This window comes from Anaeromassilibacillus sp. 1001302B_160321_C8, from assembly GCF_015554745.1.
Lineage (GTDB): Bacteria > Bacillota > Clostridia > Oscillospirales > Acutalibacteraceae > Anaeromassilibacillus > Anaeromassilibacillus stercoravium.
In genome coordinates, this window is the sequence record NZ_JADNJD010000023.1 from 13,554 (window position 1) to 32,563 (window position 19,010).

The 19,010-nt window shown below is 56.4% G+C and carries 13 protein-coding genes; 8 read left to right on the forward strand and 5 right to left on the reverse strand.

Annotated features, from left to right (window positions below; all coding sequences use genetic code 11):
• Position 1: 1 nt before the first annotated feature.
• The 3 genes from I2E77_RS12605 (at position 2) to I2E77_RS12615 (ending at position 3,806) form a co-directional block, all read left to right on the forward strand.
• Positions 2-595 carry a hypothetical protein gene (locus I2E77_RS12605; protein ID WP_191521477.1) on the forward strand — a complete coding sequence of 198 codons (594 nt, stop codon included), beginning with the start codon at positions 2-4 and terminating at the stop codon, positions 593-595.
• Between the two features lie 217 nt (positions 596-812).
• Positions 813-2,417 carry a CTP synthase gene (locus I2E77_RS12610; RefSeq protein WP_195451357.1) on the forward strand — a complete coding sequence of 535 codons (1,605 nt, stop codon included), beginning with the start codon at positions 813-815 and terminating at the stop codon, positions 2,415-2,417.
• A 285-nt stretch (positions 2,418-2,702) separates the two neighbouring features.
• Positions 2,703-3,806 carry a TasA family protein gene (locus I2E77_RS12615; RefSeq protein WP_172749541.1) on the forward strand — a complete coding sequence of 368 codons (1,104 nt, stop codon included), beginning with the start codon at positions 2,703-2,705 and terminating at the stop codon, positions 3,804-3,806.
• Positions 3,807-4,001: 195 nt separating this feature from the next.
• Here the strand turns inward: I2E77_RS12615 and I2E77_RS12620 are convergent, their stop codons facing one another.
• The 5 genes from I2E77_RS12620 to I2E77_RS12640 form a co-directional block, all read right to left on the reverse strand.
• Complete coding sequence (locus tag I2E77_RS12620; protein WP_087230745.1) at positions 4,002-4,856, reverse strand: DegV family protein; 855 nt, start codon at positions 4,854-4,856, stop codon at positions 4,002-4,004.
• 91 nt (positions 4,857-4,947) lie between these two features.
• On the reverse strand, positions 4,948-7,662 hold the full coding sequence (gene adhE, locus I2E77_RS12625) for a bifunctional acetaldehyde-CoA/alcohol dehydrogenase (RefSeq protein ID WP_191521476.1): 2,715 nt from the start codon (positions 7,660-7,662) through the stop codon (positions 4,948-4,950).
• A gap of 258 nt (positions 7,663-7,920) precedes the next feature.
• A complete protein-coding gene (locus tag I2E77_RS12630) occupies positions 7,921-8,571 on the reverse strand; it encodes a redox-sensing transcriptional repressor Rex (RefSeq protein ID WP_191441578.1) in 651 nt (216 codons plus the stop codon).
• 67 nt (positions 8,572-8,638) lie between these two features.
• The gene (locus I2E77_RS12635; protein WP_087230752.1) at positions 8,639-9,853 is read right to left on the reverse strand and encodes an NADP-dependent isocitrate dehydrogenase; all 1,215 of its coding nucleotides are present in this window, start codon (positions 9,851-9,853) and stop codon (positions 8,639-8,641) included.
• A 34-nt stretch (positions 9,854-9,887) separates the two neighbouring features.
• Entirely contained in the window at positions 9,888-11,822 is a 1,935-nt protein-coding gene (locus tag I2E77_RS12640; protein WP_191405380.1) for an aconitate hydratase, read from the reverse strand.
• A gap of 347 nt (positions 11,823-12,169) precedes the next feature.
• On the opposite strand from I2E77_RS12640, the gene I2E77_RS12645 reads away from it, so the two are divergent.
• The 5 genes from I2E77_RS12645 (at position 12,170) to I2E77_RS12665 (ending at position 18,883) form a co-directional block, all read left to right on the forward strand.
• On the forward strand, positions 12,170-12,985 hold the full coding sequence (locus I2E77_RS12645) for a ClpP family protease (RefSeq protein ID WP_279323491.1): 816 nt from the start codon (positions 12,170-12,172) through the stop codon (positions 12,983-12,985).
• Between the two features lie 143 nt (positions 12,986-13,128).
• Complete coding sequence (locus I2E77_RS12650; RefSeq protein ID WP_237966399.1) at positions 13,129-15,735, forward strand: DNA translocase FtsK 4TM domain-containing protein; 2,607 nt, start codon at positions 13,129-13,131, stop codon at positions 15,733-15,735.
• Positions 15,736-15,797: 62 nt separating this feature from the next.
• A complete protein-coding gene (locus I2E77_RS12655; protein WP_191395881.1) occupies positions 15,798-17,681 on the forward strand; it encodes a YgiQ family radical SAM protein in 1,884 nt (627 codons plus the stop codon).
• 12 nt (positions 17,682-17,693) lie between these two features.
• Entirely contained in the window at positions 17,694-18,611 is a 918-nt protein-coding gene (locus I2E77_RS12660; protein WP_195451359.1) for a ComEC/Rec2 family competence protein, read from the forward strand.
• Positions 18,612-18,661: 50 nt separating this feature from the next.
• Complete coding sequence (locus I2E77_RS12665) at positions 18,662-18,883, forward strand: DUF3006 domain-containing protein (RefSeq protein WP_087230761.1); 222 nt, start codon at positions 18,662-18,664, stop codon at positions 18,881-18,883.
• The last annotated feature ends 127 nt before the right edge of the window (positions 18,884-19,010 follow it).

The following is a 19,010-nucleotide window of genomic DNA, read 5'->3' on the forward strand; positions in this document are numbered from 1 at the left end:
CATGAATGAGAACAATCAGCCAAACCAGCAGGGTGGGCAGGAGGGGCAGCAAACCCCTCCAACGCCGCAGCCGCCCTATCAGCCGCCCTACGGTTCTCAGCCGCCTTATGATGGGCAAACGCCCCCGCCGTACCAGTCCCCCTATGAGAAGCCGGGACAGCAGCCCTATCAGCCGCCTTATGGCGGGTATCCGCCGCCAGAGCCACCCAAAACGCGGGCGCCCCTCAATCCGGAGACGATCAAATTGTTCAATATCTTGTCCTATTTTAGCTTCCTATGGCTGGTGGGGCTGATCGCCGATGGGCATAATCCAAAGGTGCGCTATCATGTGAACCAGGGGATCCTCCTCACCATCTTTGAGGTGGTACTGGGGCTGGTGGTCAGCTTGCTCAGCAGCCTGTTTACGTCCCTATTTTCTGTGGCGCTGGGCGGGGTTATGGTCTTTGCGCAGCTGGGAAGCACCCTTGTTGGGCTGGTCCAACTGGCGCAGTTTGGAGCGGTTGCCGCTTTGATTATTGTCGGCGTTATGCATGCCGTGCAGGACCGGGAAGAGCCGTTGCCCTTGATCGGTTCCCTGTTTACCATACTAAAATAAGCCCTTGCATTATTTGGACAAAATAGCGGGAGAATTTCCCCAAGATTTCTACTTATAAAATATCGCCTATTGCATTGACAAATCGATGTGGTAGGCGATATAATTTTTTATGTTTTTGCAAGAACGGTTAAAGAAAGTTGCAGAAAATGCGCAGAAAGTGAATAAAAAAGAGGAATTCTGAAAGATTTTGTTTGGAATTCCGCATAGGAGGGAGAATATGTCCGTAAAGTATATTTTTGTCACAGGAGGCGTTGTCTCCGGTTTGGGGAAGGGGATCACAGCGGCTTCCCTGGGGAGGCTATTAAAAGCGCGCGGCCTGCGCGTGACCATGCAGAAATTTGACCCGTATTTGAATGTGGACCCCGGAACCATGAACCCGTTCCAGCATGGCGAGGTATTCGTCACAGACGATGGTGCGGAGACGGATCTGGATTTGGGGCACTATGAGCGCTTTATCGACGAAAATCTGTCGCAAAACAGTAACGTGACGTCGGGCCGCGTCTACTGGAATGTAATCCAGAAGGAGCGCAACGGCGACTATGGCGGCGGAACGGTACAGGTGATCCCTCATATCACAAATGAAATTAAGGCGCGCATTTCCGCGGGAAAGGAAAACGTGGATGTTGCGCTGATCGAGGTCGGCGGGACGGTGGGCGACATTGAAAGCCTGCCGTTTTTAGAGGCGATCCGCCAGTTTGCGGTCGAGGTGGGCCGTGCCAACTGCCTGTTTATCCATGTGACGTTGGTCCCGTATATCGCCTGCTCCCATGAGCAAAAGACAAAGCCCACACAGCACAGCGTGAAAGAGCTTTTGAGCTTGGGTATCCAGCCGGATGTGATTGTCCTGCGCTCGGAGAAGCCGGTAGGGGAGGAGCAGAAGAAAAAGATTGCCCTGTTCTGCAATGTGCGCGAGGATTGCGTCATTGAAAACCTGGACCTGCCGCTTTTGTATGCGGTCCCTCTGGCTTTGCGGGACGAACGGCTGGACGATATTGTCTGCCGCCACTTTGGTTTGGATACGAACGGGCCTGATTTGGGCGAATGGATCTCCATGGTGGATACCGCGATGAATCTGAAATCCGAGGTGACCATCGCGCTGGTAGGAAAATACATCGAATTGCACGACGCCTATCTCAGCGTAGCGGAAGCGCTCACCCATGGCGGCATTGGAAACGAAGTGAAGGTCAAGATCCAATGGGTGGATTCCGAGCAGATTACGTTTGCAAATGTGGCGGAAATCCTTGGGGATGCCGATGGCATTTTGGTCCCCGGCGGCTTTGGACAGCGCGGCGTAGAGGGGAAAATTGAGGCGATCCGGTATGCGCGCGAACAGAAAATCCCGTTTTTGGGGATCTGCCTGGGAATGCAGCTGGCTGTGGTCGAATATGCGCGGCATGTGCTCGGCTATGCCGATGCAAATTCCGTGGAATTCGACCCGCAGACCCAGCACCCGGTGATCGACTTGATGCCGGAACAAAAGGATGTGGTGCAGTTGGGAGGCACCATGCGCTTGGGAAAATATCCCTGCAAGCTGGAAGAGGGTTCGAAAGCAGCTGCTCTGTATGGGGAGCCGTTGATTGAGGAACGGCATCGCCATCGCTTTGAGGTGAACAACGATTTCCGGGAAGTTTTGGAAGAGGCTGGTGTATGCTTCTCCGGGAAATCGCCGGACGGCCGGATCGTCGAGATGATGGAATTGCCGGATCATCCCTGGTTTATCGCAGCCCAGTTCCATCCGGAGTTTAAATCCCGCCCGAACCGCCCGCATCCCCTTTTTAAGGGGCTGATTGCCGCGGCAAAACAACGCCGGGAAAAGAAATAAATATAGAATATTTGGGAAGCCTGATTTTTCAAAAAAATCAGGCTTCTATGTATTTTACGACCAGGAACCATTTCCCAAAAAGATTTCCAAATTTCGGGATTTTTGAATTGACAAGGAAAATGGAAGGTGCTATCCTAAAGAAGAGTTTTCCGGGAAACGATACCCTTTTGTTAGCTTCTGCTAACTTGCGTTTAACTGCACGGCAAGTGCTGCTTTCAGCAGTTAGATTCGACTAAGAATACGCAAATAGGAAACAAAAGAGATCGAATGAAGGGAAGACGCAACATGAGAAAGAACGGAAAACGATTGGTACTGTCCGTTGGGGCAGTATTGACAGCCCTGTGTATTACGGCGGGCGTTACGATGGCTTGGTTCAACGACACAGAACCGCTTGCAACAAATTTCAGTGCGGGAAAGCTGGATATTACGGTCACACCGGATCAGGCGGAGCCGGACGAGCAAAAGATCGATTTTGAGAACCTCCGTCCAATGACCGAGGAGGCATTTGCAGAAGAGCTGGCCGAAGCCGATGGGAACATCGTCAACGCAAATACAGAGGGATATTCCCCGGTACCGGTTTATTTCCATCCGGTGACGGTCCGCAATGAGGGAACCCTGCCAGCGCAGGTTTTGTTCCAGATGGTGGACGATGGGCCGGACGGGAAAGTTGATGTGGACGAGATCACAGTGGAAAATGTGACGGTTAACGGCGATGTCTACGGCGAAAAAGTCACCCAGACCGGCGAACAGGTAGCTTGCGATGCGTCAAATTATATTTTGAAGGACAAACTGAAAATTTTTGTCTATCAGAAGAACAGTGAAGGCAATTGGGAGAAGGTCCCAAATGTAAACCTCAACGAAGCGTCACTGGAAGAGGGCGAGACGGCCGCATTCCAGCCGTTTACCTCGGAAGAGCCGCTGCCGGCCGGTTCCGAAAATGAAGAACAGTTCCTGATCGCCGGTTACCTGCCGGAGGATGCGGGAAACGCATACCAAGCAAAGCATTATCACGGCGTGCTGTTGGTCTATGCCGGCCAGGTGGACGAGGATGCGGAATGGGGCCCGGCGGAGCCGGAGAAGCTCGCTGCTCCGACCGTCTATGGAGAGCCGGAAAAGGCGTTCTACAGTGACTATTACACCATCTCCTTCCAGGAGGACTTTGACACGGTCGATGCATGGAAGGCCGCTGTGCAGAGAGTCACAGTCAATGGGGTGGAGTATTCCAAAACAGATTACATCACCTTCGATTCCAATCAAACCTACCAGCTGCCCCTTGCAGACAATGAGATCCGCATCGGAAGCGGGAGCTTCCAGTCCGGCACGACCTATCATGTGGTGGTCGAGGCAGAGGGCTATGAGAACTTCACCTGCGACATTGTTGCAGAATAAAACACCGATCCTATAGCCAATGCGGCTATGCGCCCGGCAACCCTGCCGGGCGCGTACGGTATCAGCGGCAGTTTATCCGGCGCAGGGCTTTTATAAAACATTCCTTTGGTATTTTATAGAGGCTATTCTGGAAAGACGATAAGCAAAAGGACCCGTATTGATACGGGTCCTTTTGCTTATCTGCGGTAGATTGGGTCAGCTCTTTTTAAAGACCCCAATTCCCAATAGGCCGGGGCCTGTATGGACACCCAGGGCGGGGCTGATCTGCCCCATTACGGTGATTTTTCCTTTGGGAATCCGTTTCCGGAGCTCTGCACGGATGAGTTCTGCCTCTTCCGGGGCGCCGCCGTGCATAATCGCCAATTCTACTTCATCATCGCCGGCCGTTTGCTGTGCAAGGGTTTCGATTTTGTGGATGGACTGCATCCGTCCAAGCGCCTTCCCGACCGTATAATAGATCCCATCTGCATTGCAGGAGATCACCGGCTTTAAGTTGAGCGCCGTTCCAAATGCTGCCGCAACCAAGCCGATCCGTCCACCCTTCTGCAAATATTCCAAGGTTTTCACACAGAAAAAGACGCGGCTGTTGGGGAGCTCTGCGGGCATCTTTTGCAGCAATTCTTCCCAGCCCATTCCCTGCTCCAGATACTGTGCCGCCCGCAAAGCGAAAAAACCGCTTCCGATGGAAATGTTTTTGGTATCCAGGACAAAGCATTCCAGCCCCTCGTAGGCGTCGCCGAGGATTTTCATCACATTGCAGGTGCCGCTCAGCCCACTGGAAATGCATACGACCAAAACCTTTTCATACCCGTCCGCTTTGATGCGGTCAAAGACGCTTTGAATCATCGCTCCGTCCGGCAGGGACGTTTTCGGGACCTCCACCGGAAGCATGGCATACACCGTGTTTGCGCTGATGTTTACGCCGTCGAGATATTCCCGGTCCTTATATAAAATGCGCAAAGGGATCTGATAGATCCCGTATCTTTCCAAAAGTGCCTTGGGAATGTCCCCGCCGGAATCTGTTAAAACCGCTACTTTGTCTTTATTCATAGCAATAACCTTTCTGTTCAATGATATGTAATGATAAGCACGCTATTATCTGATTTTAATAACAAGATTATAACGTGCTTGTATAGAAAAGTCAATGAACAGATTGTGAACCTTGATACGGCGCAAAATATGCCTGCGTATAGATCTCCTCAATTTCGCTGATGAGCGGATACCGCGGGTTTGCTGTGGTACACTGGTCCTCGTGCGCACGTTCTGCAAGCGCGGGCAGGCGGTCAAAGAAAAGCTTTTCGTCCACGCCGCATTCCTTGATACTCGTGGGGCAGTCCAGCTCCTGCTCTAAGCGGTAGACCGCTTTGATCAGGTTTTGGACGCTTTCTTCTGTAGTATGGCCGCCACATCCGATGAATGCGGCGATTTTTGCATATTTTTTGTCTGCAATAAAGGTTTCGTATTTGGGGAAAGCCGTAAACTTGGTGGGCTTTTGGGCGTTGTAAGCGATCACATAGGGAAGGATCACCGCGTTGGCGCGGCCGTGCGGGATGTGGAATTCCCCGCCCAGCTTGTGCGCCATGGAGTGATTTAAGCCCAAGAAAGCGTTGGTGAACGCCATGCCCGCAATGCAGGAGGCGTTGTGCATCTTTTCGCGCGCCACCGGGTCGGCAGCGCCGTTCTTGTAAGCGCGCGGCAGATATTCAAACACCATGCCGATCGCCTGCAGCGCTAAGCCGTCCGTGTAGTCGCTCGCCATGACGGAGACATAGGCTTCAATCGCGTGGGTGAGTACATCCAGGCCCGTGTCCCGGGTGGCTGCCTTGGGCAGGTTCCAGACGAACTGCGGGTCGATGATAGCCACGTCCGGGCGCACGGCGTAATCGGCAAGCGGATATTTGACGTTCCCGTTCTGCCGGTCGGTGATCACTGTAAAGGCCGTCACCTCGCTGCCTGTGCCGGAGGTGGTCGGAATGGCCACCAGCTTGGCCTTTTCGCCCAGGCGTGGGAATTTGTAGGCGCGCTTGCGAATGTCCAGGAATTTCAGCCGCAGGCCGTCAAAGGAGGCCTCCGGATGCTCGTAAAACAGCCACATGCCCTTTGCCGCGTCGATGGCGGAACCGCCTCCGAGCGCGATGATAACGTCGGGCTGGAAGGCGCGCATGGCCTCCACACCCCTGCGGATGGTGGATACATCGGGATCGGGTTCGACATCGGAATAAATCTCAGAATGGCAATAGACCGGCCGCTTGCGCAGGAAGTACAGAATGCGATCCACGTAGCCCAGCTTTACCATTGTGGCATCGGTCACAATGAAGGCGCGCTCAATGTCCGGCATTTTCTCCAGATATTGGATCGAATCCTCTTCAAAGTAAATCTGCGGCGGTATTTTAAACCACTGCATGTTGACCCTCCTCTGTGCGATGCGCTTGCGGTTGATGAGGTTGACGGACGACACATTGGACGTGGTGGAGTTGTGCCCATAGGAGCCGCAACCAAGCGTCAGGGAGGGGGTGTTTGTGTTGTAGATGTCGCCGATTGCCCCCTGGGAGGACGGCGAATTGGAGATGACGCGCCCGACCTTCATCTCTTTTCCATAGGCTTTGATGAGGTCCGGATTGGTGGAGTGGATGACCGCCGAATGCCCCAGACCGCCGAGCTCCAGCATCTTCTTGGCCATTGCAAAGCCTTCGCCGTAGCCTTTGACGACAAAATAAGCCAGTACAGGCGAGAGCTTTTCACGCGAAAGCGGATATTGGGGCCCTACGTCTTCCAGAGGGGCAATCAGGATCTTGGTCTTATCCGGGACTTGAATTCCGCTCTGCTCCGCAATCCAGCAGGCGGGCTTGCCGACAACGTCCGGATTGACCGCCTGCGTCTGTGGGTTGATGACAAAATGGGAGACCTTTTCGATTTCCTCCCCTTGCAGGAAATAGCAGTTGTTTGCTTTCATAATGCGTTCGAATTCGTCCGCAATCTCTTCGTCCACAATGACGGCCTGCTCGGAGGCGCAGATCATGCCGTTGTCAAAGGTCTTGGAGAGCATCAGATCCGTGCAGGCTCGTTCCAACCGGGCGGTCTTTTCGATATAGCAGGGGACGTTTCCGGGTCCAACGCCCAGCGCCGGCTTTCCCGTGCTGTAGGCCGCGCGGACCATGCCGCTGCCGCCAGTCGCCAGGACCAGGGATACGCCCGGATGGTTCATCAGCGCATTGGTGGCCGCGATCGACGGCGCAGTGATCCACTGGATGCAGTCCGCCGGGGCCCCGGCCTTGACCGCCGCGTCGCGCATCACCCGGGCCGCCTCGACGGAGGACTTCTGCGCGCTGGGATGGAACCCAAAGATGATGGGATTGCGCGTCTTCATACAGATCAGCGATTTGAACAGGGTGGTGGAGGTGGGATTGGTCACCGGGGTGACGCCGGCGACGACCCCCACCGGTTCCGCCACCTCCACATAGTCCTCCAGCTCGTTTTCTTCTATGATGCCGACCGTCTTCTGGCCTTTGATGGAGTGCCAGATGTATTCGGTGGCAAAAATATTTTTGATGATTTTGTCTTCCACAACGCCGCGCCCGGTCTCCTCATAGGCGAGCTTTGCCAGGCGCACGTGTTGATCCAGACCCGCCAGCGCCATGGCGTGGACAATGTTGTCCACCTGCTCCTGATCCATGTCCATAAAGGCAAGCAAGGCTTTTTGGGCCCGCTGCACCAGCTCATCGATCATCCCTTGGGCGTCCATTGCGGCATCTGCCGCGGCTTCGCGTGCATGCGCTTCTACGGCAACATCGGTCTCCGATTCCGGGATTCCCGCCCTTTTTACCACGGGAACCTTCTTTGCTTTCTCGTCAGGCATCCTATTTTCCTCCCACTTTGTATTTGCTGGTAGTATCTCCGGACGGGGGAAAAATATGCCGGATAGAATATGGCGCTTGCGTCTAGCGGCTTTATGCGGCGAAAATAGATTTTGGTGCGGTACATGGACGATTTCCCGAAGAAATGGCACGCGAGAAGCCCGGAAACGGGAATACAAGCCTATAATTATGCAGGAATGATAAAAAGAGGGTAAGTTCCTTGGCAGGAACCTACCCTCTATTGGATATAATTTTTATGATTATTTTGTGGTGCGCATGGGATCATTTGTGATGCGGTAACAGAGCGTCATCAGGCTGTCGTTCAGATGGACATTCTCCACAATGGCGTCCCCATATTTCATGTTGATGTCATAGTGGCTGAAATTCCAGAAACAGCGGATTCCCAGCGCATACAAGCGGTCGCTCAAGGATTCCACCGCGCTGCGCGGAACACAGAGAACGGCCATAGTCGGCTTTTCAAGGTTGCAGAACCGCTCCAGGGTGTCAATGTTGCGCACAGTGAGACCATTGATGGTCCGGCCGATTTTGGCGTCGGCATTGTCAAAGATTCCCGCCAGTGTGAAGCCCTCTGTCTCAAAGGAGAGATGGGAGGCGATCGCTTGGCCCAGGTTGCCCGCGCCGATCAAAACCGCTTTGTATGCGTGGGAGAGCCCGAGGATGTTTCCGATCTCTGTACAAAGCTGATCCACCATGTAGCCGTATCCCTGCTGCCCGAACCCGCCGAAGCAGTTGAGATCCTGACGAATCTGGGAGGCGGTGAGCCCCAGCTTTGCCGAAAGCTCGGTGGAGGAAATGCGCGTGACGCCCTTTTCCCGCAAAAGCTTGAGAAACCGATAGTAGCGGGGAAGCCGCCGGATAACGGACATGGAGATGTTTTCCCGTTTTGGCATAATTCGTAAGGTCCTTTCTATTTGAGAAAAAGAAAGCCGGTAAAGGTTGCGCCTTATACGAAGGAGATCAGAGCATCGCTGCGAGGCGCTTATCAATCTCCTTCAGGAAGGTCTCCGTGTCCACAGTGGTCTTGTTCGGCAGCTTGGAGAGGCTGGCCAGGTCGCCGGTCATCACGCCTTCTTCAATGGTCTGGATGGAGGCGCGCTCCAATTTATCCGCGAAGTCCATCAGGGCGGAGTTGCCGTCCAGCTCGCCGCGCTTGCGCAGGGCGCCCGTCCAGGCGAACAGGGTTGCCATGGAGTTCGTGGAGGTCTTTTCGCCCTTCAGATGTTTATAGTAATGGCGCTGCACGGTGCCGTGCGCTGCCTCATATTCATATACGCCATCCGGGGAAACCAGGACGCTGGTCATCATAGCCAGGCTGCCGTATGCCGTGGCGACCATGTCGCTCATCACGTCGCCGTCGTAGTTTTTGCATGCCCAGATATAGCCGCCCTCGGAGCGGATGACGCGGGCCACTGCGTCGTCAATCAGGGTGTAGAAATATTCGATGCCCGCCGCATCAAATTTCTCTTTGTACTCCGCGTCGAAGATTTCCTGGAAGATGTCCTTGAAGCGGTGATCGTACTGCTTGGAAATGGTATCCTTGGTTGCAAACCAGAGGTCCTTTTTCTCGTCCAAAGCGTAGTTAAAGCAGGAGCGCGCAAAGCTGCCGATGCTCTTGTCCAGGTTATGGACGCCCTGGATGATGCCGCTGGATGTCTGGAAATCGTGGATGGTCGCGCGGGTCTCCTTGCCGTCCGCATCCGTGACGACCAGCTCTGCCTTGGAGCCTGCGGGCACCTGCATCTCCACATTGCGGTATACGTCGCCGTAAGCATGACGCGCAATGGTGATCGGCTTTGTCCAGGTGGGGATGAACGGGGTGATGCCTTTTACCAGGATCGGGGTGCGGAAAACCGTGCCGTCCAGCATGGCGCGGATGGTGCCGTTCGGAGACTTCCACATCTCTTTGAGGTTATACTCCTCCACACGGGCAGCATTCGGCGTGATGGTGGCGCACTTGACGGCCACACCATATTTCTTGGTAGCGTTGGCGCTGTCCACGGTCACCTGGTCGTTGGTCTCGTCGCGGTGCTTCAGACCGAGGTCGTAATACTCGGTTTTCAGGTCGATATAGGGCGTGAGCAGGATATCCTTAATCATCTTCCAGATGATGCGGGTCATCTCGTCGCCGTCCATCTCCACCAGCGGGGTGGTCATAGGAATTTTATTGGCCATGGGGAATCCCTCCATTTATTTTATATAGTTTAAATTATTTGGATTGCTCTCTTGTATAGTTCAGCAGGCCGCCGGCAAGGACCATTTCGCGCTGGCGTGCGGAGAGAACCGCTTCCGCCTCAAATTCAATGCCTTTGGTCAAATCTTTGACGATGATCTTCGAATTGTCGGCGATGGCGGAACGGATGTCCGGCAGTTCCAGCTCGTCCATCTGGTCGATGCGGTCATAATCGGCCTCATCCTTAAAGACCAACGGGAGAATGCCGGCGTTTGCCAGGTTTGCGCAGTGGATGCGCGCGAAGCTCTTGGCGATGACCGCCTTGACGCCCAGATACAGCGGCACCAGTGCGGCATGTTCGCGGGAAGAGCCCTGGCCATAGTTTGCGCCGCCGATCACAATGCCCTTGCCGTACTCCCGGCAGCGAGCCGGGAATTCCTTATCGCAGACGCCGAAGCAGAAATTGCTGAGGTACGGAATGTTGGAGCGGTAGGGGAGGATCTTTGCGCCAGCCGGCATGATGTGGTCGGTGGTGATGTTGTCGCCCACCTTGAGCAGCGCTTTTGCCGCGATGGTTTCCGGCAGCGGGTCCGTCGTGGGGAACTCTTTGATGTTCGGGCCGCGCAGGATCTCGACCTTGTCCATCTCGCTCTCCGGCGCGGGCGCGACGACCATATTGTCGTTGATGAGGAACTTCTCCGGCAGAGCGATCGGCGCTTCTTCACCCAACGTCTGCGGGTTCGTAAACACGCCGGTCAGAGCGGAAGCCGCTGCAGTCTCCGGGCTGACCAGATAGATCTGGCCGTCGGCCGTTCCGGAACGGCCCTCGAAGTTGCGGTTGAAGGTGCGCAGGGAGATGCCCTTGGAGTTCGGGGACTGGCCCATGCCGATGCAGGGGCCGCACGCGCATTCCAGAATGCGGGCGCCCGCAGCGATCAGGTCGGCCAGAGCGCCGTTTTGTGCGAGCATATTGTAAACCTGCTTGGAACCCGGGGCGATCGCAAGGCTGACATCCGGATGGACGGTTTTGCCCTTCAGGATGGAAGCGACGCGCATCAGATCCAGGTAGGAGGAGTTTGTGCAGGAACCGATGCAGACCTGATCGACCTTGATTGCGCCGATCTCGTCCACTGTCTTGACGTTGTCCGGGCTGTGCGGGCAAGCGGCCAGCGGGACCAGCTCGGAGAGGTCGATGGAGATTTCTTCGTCATAGACCGCATCCGGGTCGGAGGAGAGCTCCACCCAATCCTCCTCGCGGCCCTGTGCCTTCAGGAAGGAGCGGGTGATCTCGTCGGACGGGAAAATGGATGTGGTAGCGCCCAACTCAGCGCCCATATTGGTGATGGTGGCGCGCTCCGGAACGGTCAGGCTCTTGACGCCCTCGCCGGCATACTCCACAATTTTGCCAACGCCGCCCTTGACCGAAAGGATCTGCAGGACCTTCAGGATGACGTCCTTGGCAGAAACCCACGGGGAGAGCTTACCCGTCAGATTGACGCGCAGCATTTTGGGCATGGTGATGTAGTAGGGGCCGCCGCCCATGGCGACCGCGACGTCCAGGCCGCCCGCGCCCATGGCCAACATACCGATGCCGCCGCCCGTCGGGGTGTGGCTGTCGGAGCCGATCAAGGTTTTGCCCGGAATGCCGAAGCGCTCCAGATGTACCTGGTGGCAGATGCCGTTGCCCGGCCGGGAGAACCAGATGCCGTGCTTCTTGGCGATGCTCTGAATAAAGCGGTGGTCGTCCGCATTTTCAAAGCCGGTCTGTAGGGTATTGTGGTCGATATAGGCAACGCTCCGCTCCGTCTTGACCCGCGGAACGCCCATTGCTTCAAATTCCAGATAGGCCATGGTGCCGGTCGCATCCTGGGTGAGGGTTTGGTCGATCTTCAGGCCGATCTCGCTGCCGACCGTCATTTCGCCGCTCACAATATGGTTTTTAATGATCTTTTGCGCCAAAGTCAGTCCCATATGATTTTCCTCCATTTTACTTTCGCAAGTTTTCGTGAGTGATCCTATCTAATTAATTATTCCTATTATCGTTCAAATTGCTAAGATTGTCAATATATTCACACAGATGCTTCTACAGGATTTCTGCGTCGTTTTTTGGCACAATTCCAAGAAATTGCCCCAAAGGAATGATCTTCGTTTGAAAAGTTCCAGAGCGAAAGGGGGATTCCCGATAGGCGCCTGGGTTGAATGCGCAAAAAAATGATGCTATAATACAGGGGAAACTTGCACCGAACCGCAATTTTTCCACTCCCGCTGCGTATGAACGGCGGCGGGGCCGGAACACTAAGCGGTAGGAGGTGGCAAGTATGGAAAAAACGTATTCGGCCATGCGTGCCGCGCGCTACGCTGTAGCGCAGCCGGCCGGCGCCCGAAACGATAGCGGAGAAAATAAAGACCGCAGCGAAGCGCGCGACGATGAAAAACAGCAGACCGACCAGATTGTGGACAACGGTTCGGTGATCACCGGCGATGGCCGGCATATGATCCATTGCCTGACGGTGATCGGCCAAATCGAGGGACATAATGTTTTGCCGTCGCAGAATAAGACCACAAAATATGAGCATGTGATCCCGCAGCTTGTGGCGATTGAGGAAGAACCGCGGATCGATGGGCTGTTGATGATTTTGAACACCGTGGGCGGGGATGTGGAAGCCGGCCTTGCCATTGCGGAGCTGGTCGCCGGGATGAAAAAGCCGACCGTTTCCCTGGTGCTGGGTGGGGGGCATTCCATTGGGGTGCCGCTGGCTGTGGCGGCCAAGCATTCGTTTATTGCGCCGAGCGCGACGATGACGATCCATCCCGTCCGGATGAATGGCCTGATGTTGGGGGTCCCGCAGACGCTGGAATATTTTCAACGGATGCAGGAACGTATTACCCAGTTTGTGACCGACAACTCCCATATTACGCCCCAGCGCTTCTACGAGCTGGCGATGAACACGGAGGAACTGGTGATGGATGTGGGGACGGTCCTCGATGGGCCGGACGCCGTGAAGGAGGGCCTGATCGACTCGTTGGGAAGCCTTTCCGACGCAATCGACTGTTTGTATCAGATGATCGACAAGGCAAAAAAGGCGGAGAAGAAGGCATCAAAGTCCACAAAAAAGACCGGCAAAAAGGCATAAAGGCCGTATCCTTGCGTAGGAGACGGAATCTGGCCGGCCTTTCAGCCTTGTTTTGGAAGAATGGGCGCGGCATATGCCGCGCTTTACATATTTGCTTTTCAATAGATGGCGGCTCCGATCCGCCGGAGTAATTGGGGGATAAAGTGGCTGGTAAATACGCAAAGAATACAAAAACTGCAAAAAAGAGCGCGCCTGCAAAGCGGAGCAGCAGCCCGCAGGCAAGACGGCAGGCGGAAAAACAGCGCGCGGCCAATCGCCGGGCCAGTGAGAAAAAGACCACGAAGGCTGAGCGCGAAGCGAAGCACGCAGAGGAAGCCAAGCAGCACAATCAGATTCTGGCCATCGTGCTTTTTGCGCTGTCCATCTTCATGGCCTGCTTGGTTTTAATCGAGGGCGACCATGTATGGCTTTGGTTACATAATCTGTTGATGGGCCTGTTCGGGACATGCGCCATCCTCTGGCCCGTGTTGCTGCTGTATATTTCCATTGTCACGGCGTTTGAACGGCGGAACGGACGAATGCGCGTGAAGATCGGCATCATGGTGGGAATCATCATTTTGGTGTGCGCCGCGTTCTACATCTTTGGGGAGTCGGCGCAGGAGAGCGCACCATTCTTCCAGACGCTCGGCAGCCTCTATGGAAAGGGCATCGAGCGCTCCGGCGCGGGCCTTGTGAGCGGCCTCCTTGGAATCCCGCTGGTGCTCCTGTTGGGGACGGTTGGCGCACGCATCGTGATTGTCCTGTTGCTGTTTGTGGCGGTGATGATCCTCACCGGCACCAGCCTGGTACAGCTTTTCCGCACCGTCGCAAAGCCGGCGGAGGTGGTTGCCAACAACATCGGCGAGGCGCGTGAACGCCGCCAGATCGAGCGGCAGCGCGATATGAACATCGACATTGCGTTGGACCCGGACGATCCCAACCAACTGCCTGCGCATCCGGTCAAGTCGGTTAAGCCGCAGAGGAACGAGAAACTCGAAAAATTGGAAAAAGTATTCCATTCGCCGGATCCTGTTTTGGATATGGAGGACGGACCGGGAACCTCGAAGGCGGAGGACGCTGCGGAAGTGTTCCGCAAGCCCATCGGCGTACAGCCCACGGATTCTGTGGTAGAGCCCGTGGAGGGTGCTCCCGCGGAAGAGCCGCCCATGCCCTTCGTGCCCAAGCCGGTGGAACACAGGAAGCCTGCGGCTGAGCCAGCTGCGAAAGAGGTGCAGCTCACCATGATGGACGAGCCGCCACAGGACGGCGAGTACCATTTCCCGCCGGTCTCGATGCTGGAGACCACCAAGGCGACGGATGAAAACGAAATTGCCCACGAATTGCAGACAAACGGCCGGATGCTGGTTGAGACGTTGAAGAGTTTTGGCGTGCAGACAAAGATTCTGGACATCTCCCGCGGCCCGGCGGTAACGCGCTATGAATTGCAGCCTGCGGCCGGCGTCAAAATCAGCAAGATCACCAACCTTGCGGACGACATCGCCATGAACCTGGCGGCCTCCGGCGTGCGCATTGAGGCGCCGATCCCCGGAAAGGCCGCGGTGGGCATTGAAGTGCCGAATAAAAAGGTCAGCGTGGTGCGCATGCGCGAGCTGATCGAATCGAACACCTTCGCCACCAGCAAGAGCCGCCTGACCGTGGTGCTGGGGCGCGATATTGCGGGTGAAATCGCCACAGCCGACCTCGCCAAGATGCCGCATCTGCTGATCGCCGGTTCCACGGGTTCCGGTAAGTCGGTGTGCATCAACTCGCTGATCGTCAGCCTCTTGTACAAGTCCACGCCGGACGAGGTGCGTTTCCTGATGATCGACCCAAAGGTGGTCGAGCTCGGCATCTACAATGGCATCCCGCAATTGTTGGTACCGGTTGTGACCGACCCGCGCAAGGCCGCCGGAGCGCTGAGTTGGGCGGTCACGGAGATGCTCAAGCGGTATAAGATTTTTGCAGAGAACAACGTGCGCGACCTTGCGGCGTACAACCGCCTGGCAAGCTCCTGCGGCTATCAGGATGAGCAGGGCCAGCCCATGCAGCATATGCCGCAGATTGTCATCATCATCGACGAGTTGGCCGACCTGATGATGGCCGCGCCGAACGAGGTGGAGGACTCCATCTGCCGCCTGGCGCAGATGGCGCGCGCCGCGGGCATGCATCTGGTCATCGCCACGCAGCGCCCCTCGGTCGACGTCATCACGGGCATTATCAAGGCGAATATCCCCAGCCGGATCGCGTTTGCGGTTTCCTCACAGGTGGATTCCCGCACCATCCTCGATATGGGCGGCGCGGAAAAGCTTCTGGGCCGCGGCGATATGCTGTTCGCGCCGGTGGGCTCCCCGAAGCCGATCCGCATCCAGGGCTGTTTTGTCAGCGACAGCGAGATCGAGAGCATCGTCAACTTTATCAAGAAGTCACAGGAGCCCGGCTATGACGCGAGCATCGCAGAGGAGATTGAAAAGAACGCCGTTGCGGAAAAGGGAAGCTCCGGGGCGGACGCTTCGGACTCCGACCAAGATCCGATGATGCCCGAGGCGATCAAGTGCGTGGTGGAGGCTGGCCAGGCTTCGACCTCGCTGCTGCAGCGCCGTCTGCGCCTGGGCTATGCCCGCGCGGGAAGGCTGATCGACGAGATGGAGCAGATGGGCGTTGTCGGCCCGCATGAGGGCAGCAAGCCGCGCCAAGTGCTGATTACCTATCAGCAGTGGCTGGAGATGAACATGCGCGTCAGCGACGAGCAGAGCAACCAAACAGACGAATAAAAACCATCACGGGCCGCTTCCGCTTTTCCGAAGCGGCCCGACGACGCAAAAGGGATAGGAATATGGCTTTTTTACCGATTACAAAGGAAGAGATGTTGGCGCGCGGATGGGATGCGCCCGATTTTGTGCTGGTGACCGGGGACGCCTATGTGGATCACCCGACCTTCGGCACCGCGATCATTTCGCGCCTGTTGGAGCATTACGGCTATCACGTGGCGATCTTGTCCCAGCCGGATTGGAAAACCGACCGCGATTTTCAACGCTTTGGCAAGCCGAAGCTGGCGTTCCTGGTCAACGCGGGGAACATCGACTCCATGGTGGCGCACTATACCGTGGCGCGCAACCGCCGCAAGACGGACGCCTATTCGCCGGGGAACCGCCCCGGCCTGCGCCCGGACCGCGCGGTCACAGTCTATTCGCAAAAATGTAAAACCCTCTATCCGGACGTGCCGGTCATCATCGGCGGCCTGGAGGCTTCGCTGCGCCGGTTTGCCCATTACGATTATTGGGCGGACAAGGTCCACCCCTCGGTTTTGGTGGACTCGGGCGCGGACCTGATCTCCTACGGCATGGGGGAAAAGCAGGCCATCGAGATCGCCAAGCGGCTGCTGGATGGGGAGCCGGTTGCCAGCATTACGGACGTGCGCGGCACCTGCTACCTGGTGCCGACGCGCGATTACCGGCCGGGCCCGGCGGTGGAATGTCCCAGCTATGAGCAGGTCTGCGCGGACAAGCGCGCATATGCCCTGTCCTGCCGGAAGCAGCAGGACGAACAGGATGCGGTGCGCGGCAAGCGGGTGATCCAGCGGCATGGGAATCAAATTCTGGTACAGAACCCGCCGATGCCGCCGCTGACCCAAAAGGAGCTCGACGAAGTCTATGAGCTTCCCTATGAACGGACCTACCATCCCTGCTATGAGAAGGTCGGCGGTGTGCCGGCGATCCAGGAGGTGGAATTCTCCATCACGCACAACCGCGGCTGCTTTGGCGCGTGCAATTTTTGTTCCATTGCCTTCCATCAGGGACGCGCGGTCACCACGCGGAGCGAGGAATCCGTCCTGCGGGAGGCCAAGCTGTTGACACAGAACCCGCATTTCAAGGGCTATATTCACGACGTGGGCGGGCCGACGGCCAATTTCCGGCACCCGTCCTGCAAAAAGCAGGAGAAAGCGGGGCTGTGCCCAGGGAAAAAGTGCCTTGCGCCGAAGGCGTGCCCTGCGTTGCAGGTGGATCACAGAGAATATCTCGATTTGTTGCGCAAGGTACGCGCCCTGCCCGGCGTGAAGAAGGTCTTCATCCGGTCGGGCATCCGGTTTGACTACCTGATGGAGGACCCGGACGACACTTTTTTCCGCGAGCTGGTGCAGCACCATGTGAGCGGCCAGCTCAAGGTCGCGCCGGAGCACTGTACGGCGCGCGTGCTGGACTGCATGGGAAAGCCGCACATCGAAACATACCTCGCCTTCCAGAAGCGCTTTTTTAAGTTGACCAAAGAGATCGGCAAGGAGCAATATTTGGTTCCCTACCTGATGTCCTCGCATCCGGGGAGCACGCTGAAAGACGCGGTGGAGCTGGCGCTTTTCATCAAGAAGAACCACCTGCACCCCGAACAAGTGCAGGATTTCTACCCCACGCCGGGGACAATCTCCACCTGCATGTTCTATACCGGATTGGACCCATATACAATGAAGGAAGTCTATGTCCCGCGCACCAGCAAGGAAAAGGCGATGCAGCGGGCTTTGATGCAGTATTTTATTCCGAAGAATAAACCGCTGGTGCTGGAGGCGCTCAAGCTGGCGGGCCGCACGGACCTCATCGGCCGCGGGGAGAATTGCCTTGTCTGGGGGCCCGCGCCGGAGGCGCCCCAGAGGAAAAAGACGGATGCGAAGCGTGGGAAGCATCCGTCCAAGAACAAACCGGAGCACCGGCGGGGGAAGCGCCGGTAAGGGGGAACCGTCATGGGGCAAGAACGCATGGGACGGAAACGGTATGTTGCGATCCTGCTTCTTTTGCTGGTGATCGTGCTCTTCGCCTGTTTGCCGGCATCGTCCGCGGTGTGGCGCGACGTGCGCCGGGCCTGCGGATTGGGGACCTTTTCCGATGCGGCGGACGATGCGCCCTTTGCCCTCCACGTGTTGGATGTCGGGAAGGCGGACAGCCTTCTGCTGGAATGCGGCGGCGAGGCCATGCTGGTGGACGGAGGGACGCCGGACCGGGGCGAAGAGGTGGTCCAATATCTCACCCGTCGGGGAATTGATTCCCTGCGCTATGTGGTGAACACGCACCCGGATGCCGACCACATCGGCGGCCTGCCGGAGGTGTTGCAGGCGTTTCCCGTGGCGGCATACATCGCGCCGGAGCTTTCGGTGGATACGGTGGAATACCGCCGGACCCAGCAGATTTTACAGGAAAAGGCCATTGCGGTGCAGTATACGCAGGCGGGGACCACATTTTCCCTCGGCGGGGCGGAGATCGAAGTATGGACGCCGCCGTCCGCCGCGGACGGTCTTAACAACCATTCGCTCGTTTTGCGCGTTGTCTACGGGGACACGGCCTTTCTATTGATGGGCGACGCAGAACGAGAGGAGGAAGAGGCGCTTTTGGCGAGCGGCATGCCGTTGCGCGCGGATGTGCTCAAGGTAGGGCACCACGGAAGCGATACCTCCACGGGGAAAGCACTGTTGGACGCAGTGCAGCCACGGTATGCGGCGATTTCCACGGCATGGGATAGTAGCCGCCTGCCGCGGGAGACCGTGCTTCGCCGGCTGCGAAGCGCCGGGGTTGCGTTGTACCGCACCGACGTCTGCGGGACGCTCCTGTTCCTGAGCGACGGCGAAACCGTGCGGGTGGTCACAGAGAATGAGGCTTGCGCGTAAGCGCACTTTCGTGTATGATGAAAAGGATTCAAACAAGGGAGGAATCCAGCATGCGAATTTTGGTGATCGACCGTTTTGAGGGCACCTATGCGATTTGCGAGGATAAAGATCAGAAATTTTTCGCCATTGAAACCAATGAGCTTCCCGCCGGGGCAACGGAGGGAACGGTTTTGGAGATCGACGACGAGGGCGTCCTTCATATCAACGAAGAAAAGACGGCGGCGCGCCGTTCGAAGATCAAAAAGCTCCAGGACAAGCTTTGGAAAGAATGAAGAAGACGGAAAAAGCCGGCCTTCCCGCATGAACTGCACCCCATTTGTTAGACAGTATGATATACTGAATAACAAGTGGGGTGCATTATTATGCCGAAAGGAATACCAAACAAACGCTATACACCAG

What these genes read in the sequence shown, in the direction of transcription:
- adhE (WP_191521476.1), bottom strand. Translation starts at nt 7,662, where the DNA reads ATGCCTGACGAGAAAGCAAAGAAGGTTCCCGTGGTAAAAAGGGCGGGA.
- I2E77_RS12605 (WP_191521477.1), top strand. Translation starts at nt 2, where the DNA reads ATGAATGAGAACAATCAGCCAAACCAGCAGGGTGGGCAGGAGGGGCAG.
- I2E77_RS12635 (WP_087230752.1), bottom strand. Translation starts at nt 9,853, where the DNA reads ATGGCCAATAAAATTCCTATGACCACCCCGCTGGTGGAGATGGACGGC.
- I2E77_RS12630 (WP_191441578.1), bottom strand. Translation starts at nt 8,571, where the DNA reads ATGCCAAAACGGGAAAACATCTCCATGTCCGTTATCCGGCGGCTTCCC.
- I2E77_RS12655 (WP_191395881.1), top strand. Translation starts at nt 15,798, where the DNA reads ATGGCTTTTTTACCGATTACAAAGGAAGAGATGTTGGCGCGCGGATGG.
- I2E77_RS12645 (WP_279323491.1), top strand. Translation starts at nt 12,170, where the DNA reads ATGGAAAAAACGTATTCGGCCATGCGTGCCGCGCGCTACGCTGTAGCG.
- I2E77_RS12640 (WP_191405380.1), bottom strand. Translation starts at nt 11,822, where the DNA reads ATGGGACTGACTTTGGCGCAAAAGATCATTAAAAACCATATTGTGAGC.
- I2E77_RS12615 (WP_172749541.1), top strand. Translation starts at nt 2,703, where the DNA reads ATGAGAAAGAACGGAAAACGATTGGTACTGTCCGTTGGGGCAGTATTG.
- I2E77_RS12665 (WP_087230761.1), top strand. Translation starts at nt 18,662, where the DNA reads ATGCGAATTTTGGTGATCGACCGTTTTGAGGGCACCTATGCGATTTGC.
- I2E77_RS12620 (WP_087230745.1), bottom strand. Translation starts at nt 4,856, where the DNA reads ATGAATAAAGACAAAGTAGCGGTTTTAACAGATTCCGGCGGGGACATT.
- I2E77_RS12660 (WP_195451359.1), top strand. Translation starts at nt 17,694, where the DNA reads ATGGGGCAAGAACGCATGGGACGGAAACGGTATGTTGCGATCCTGCTT.
- I2E77_RS12610 (WP_195451357.1), top strand. Translation starts at nt 813, where the DNA reads ATGTCCGTAAAGTATATTTTTGTCACAGGAGGCGTTGTCTCCGGTTTG.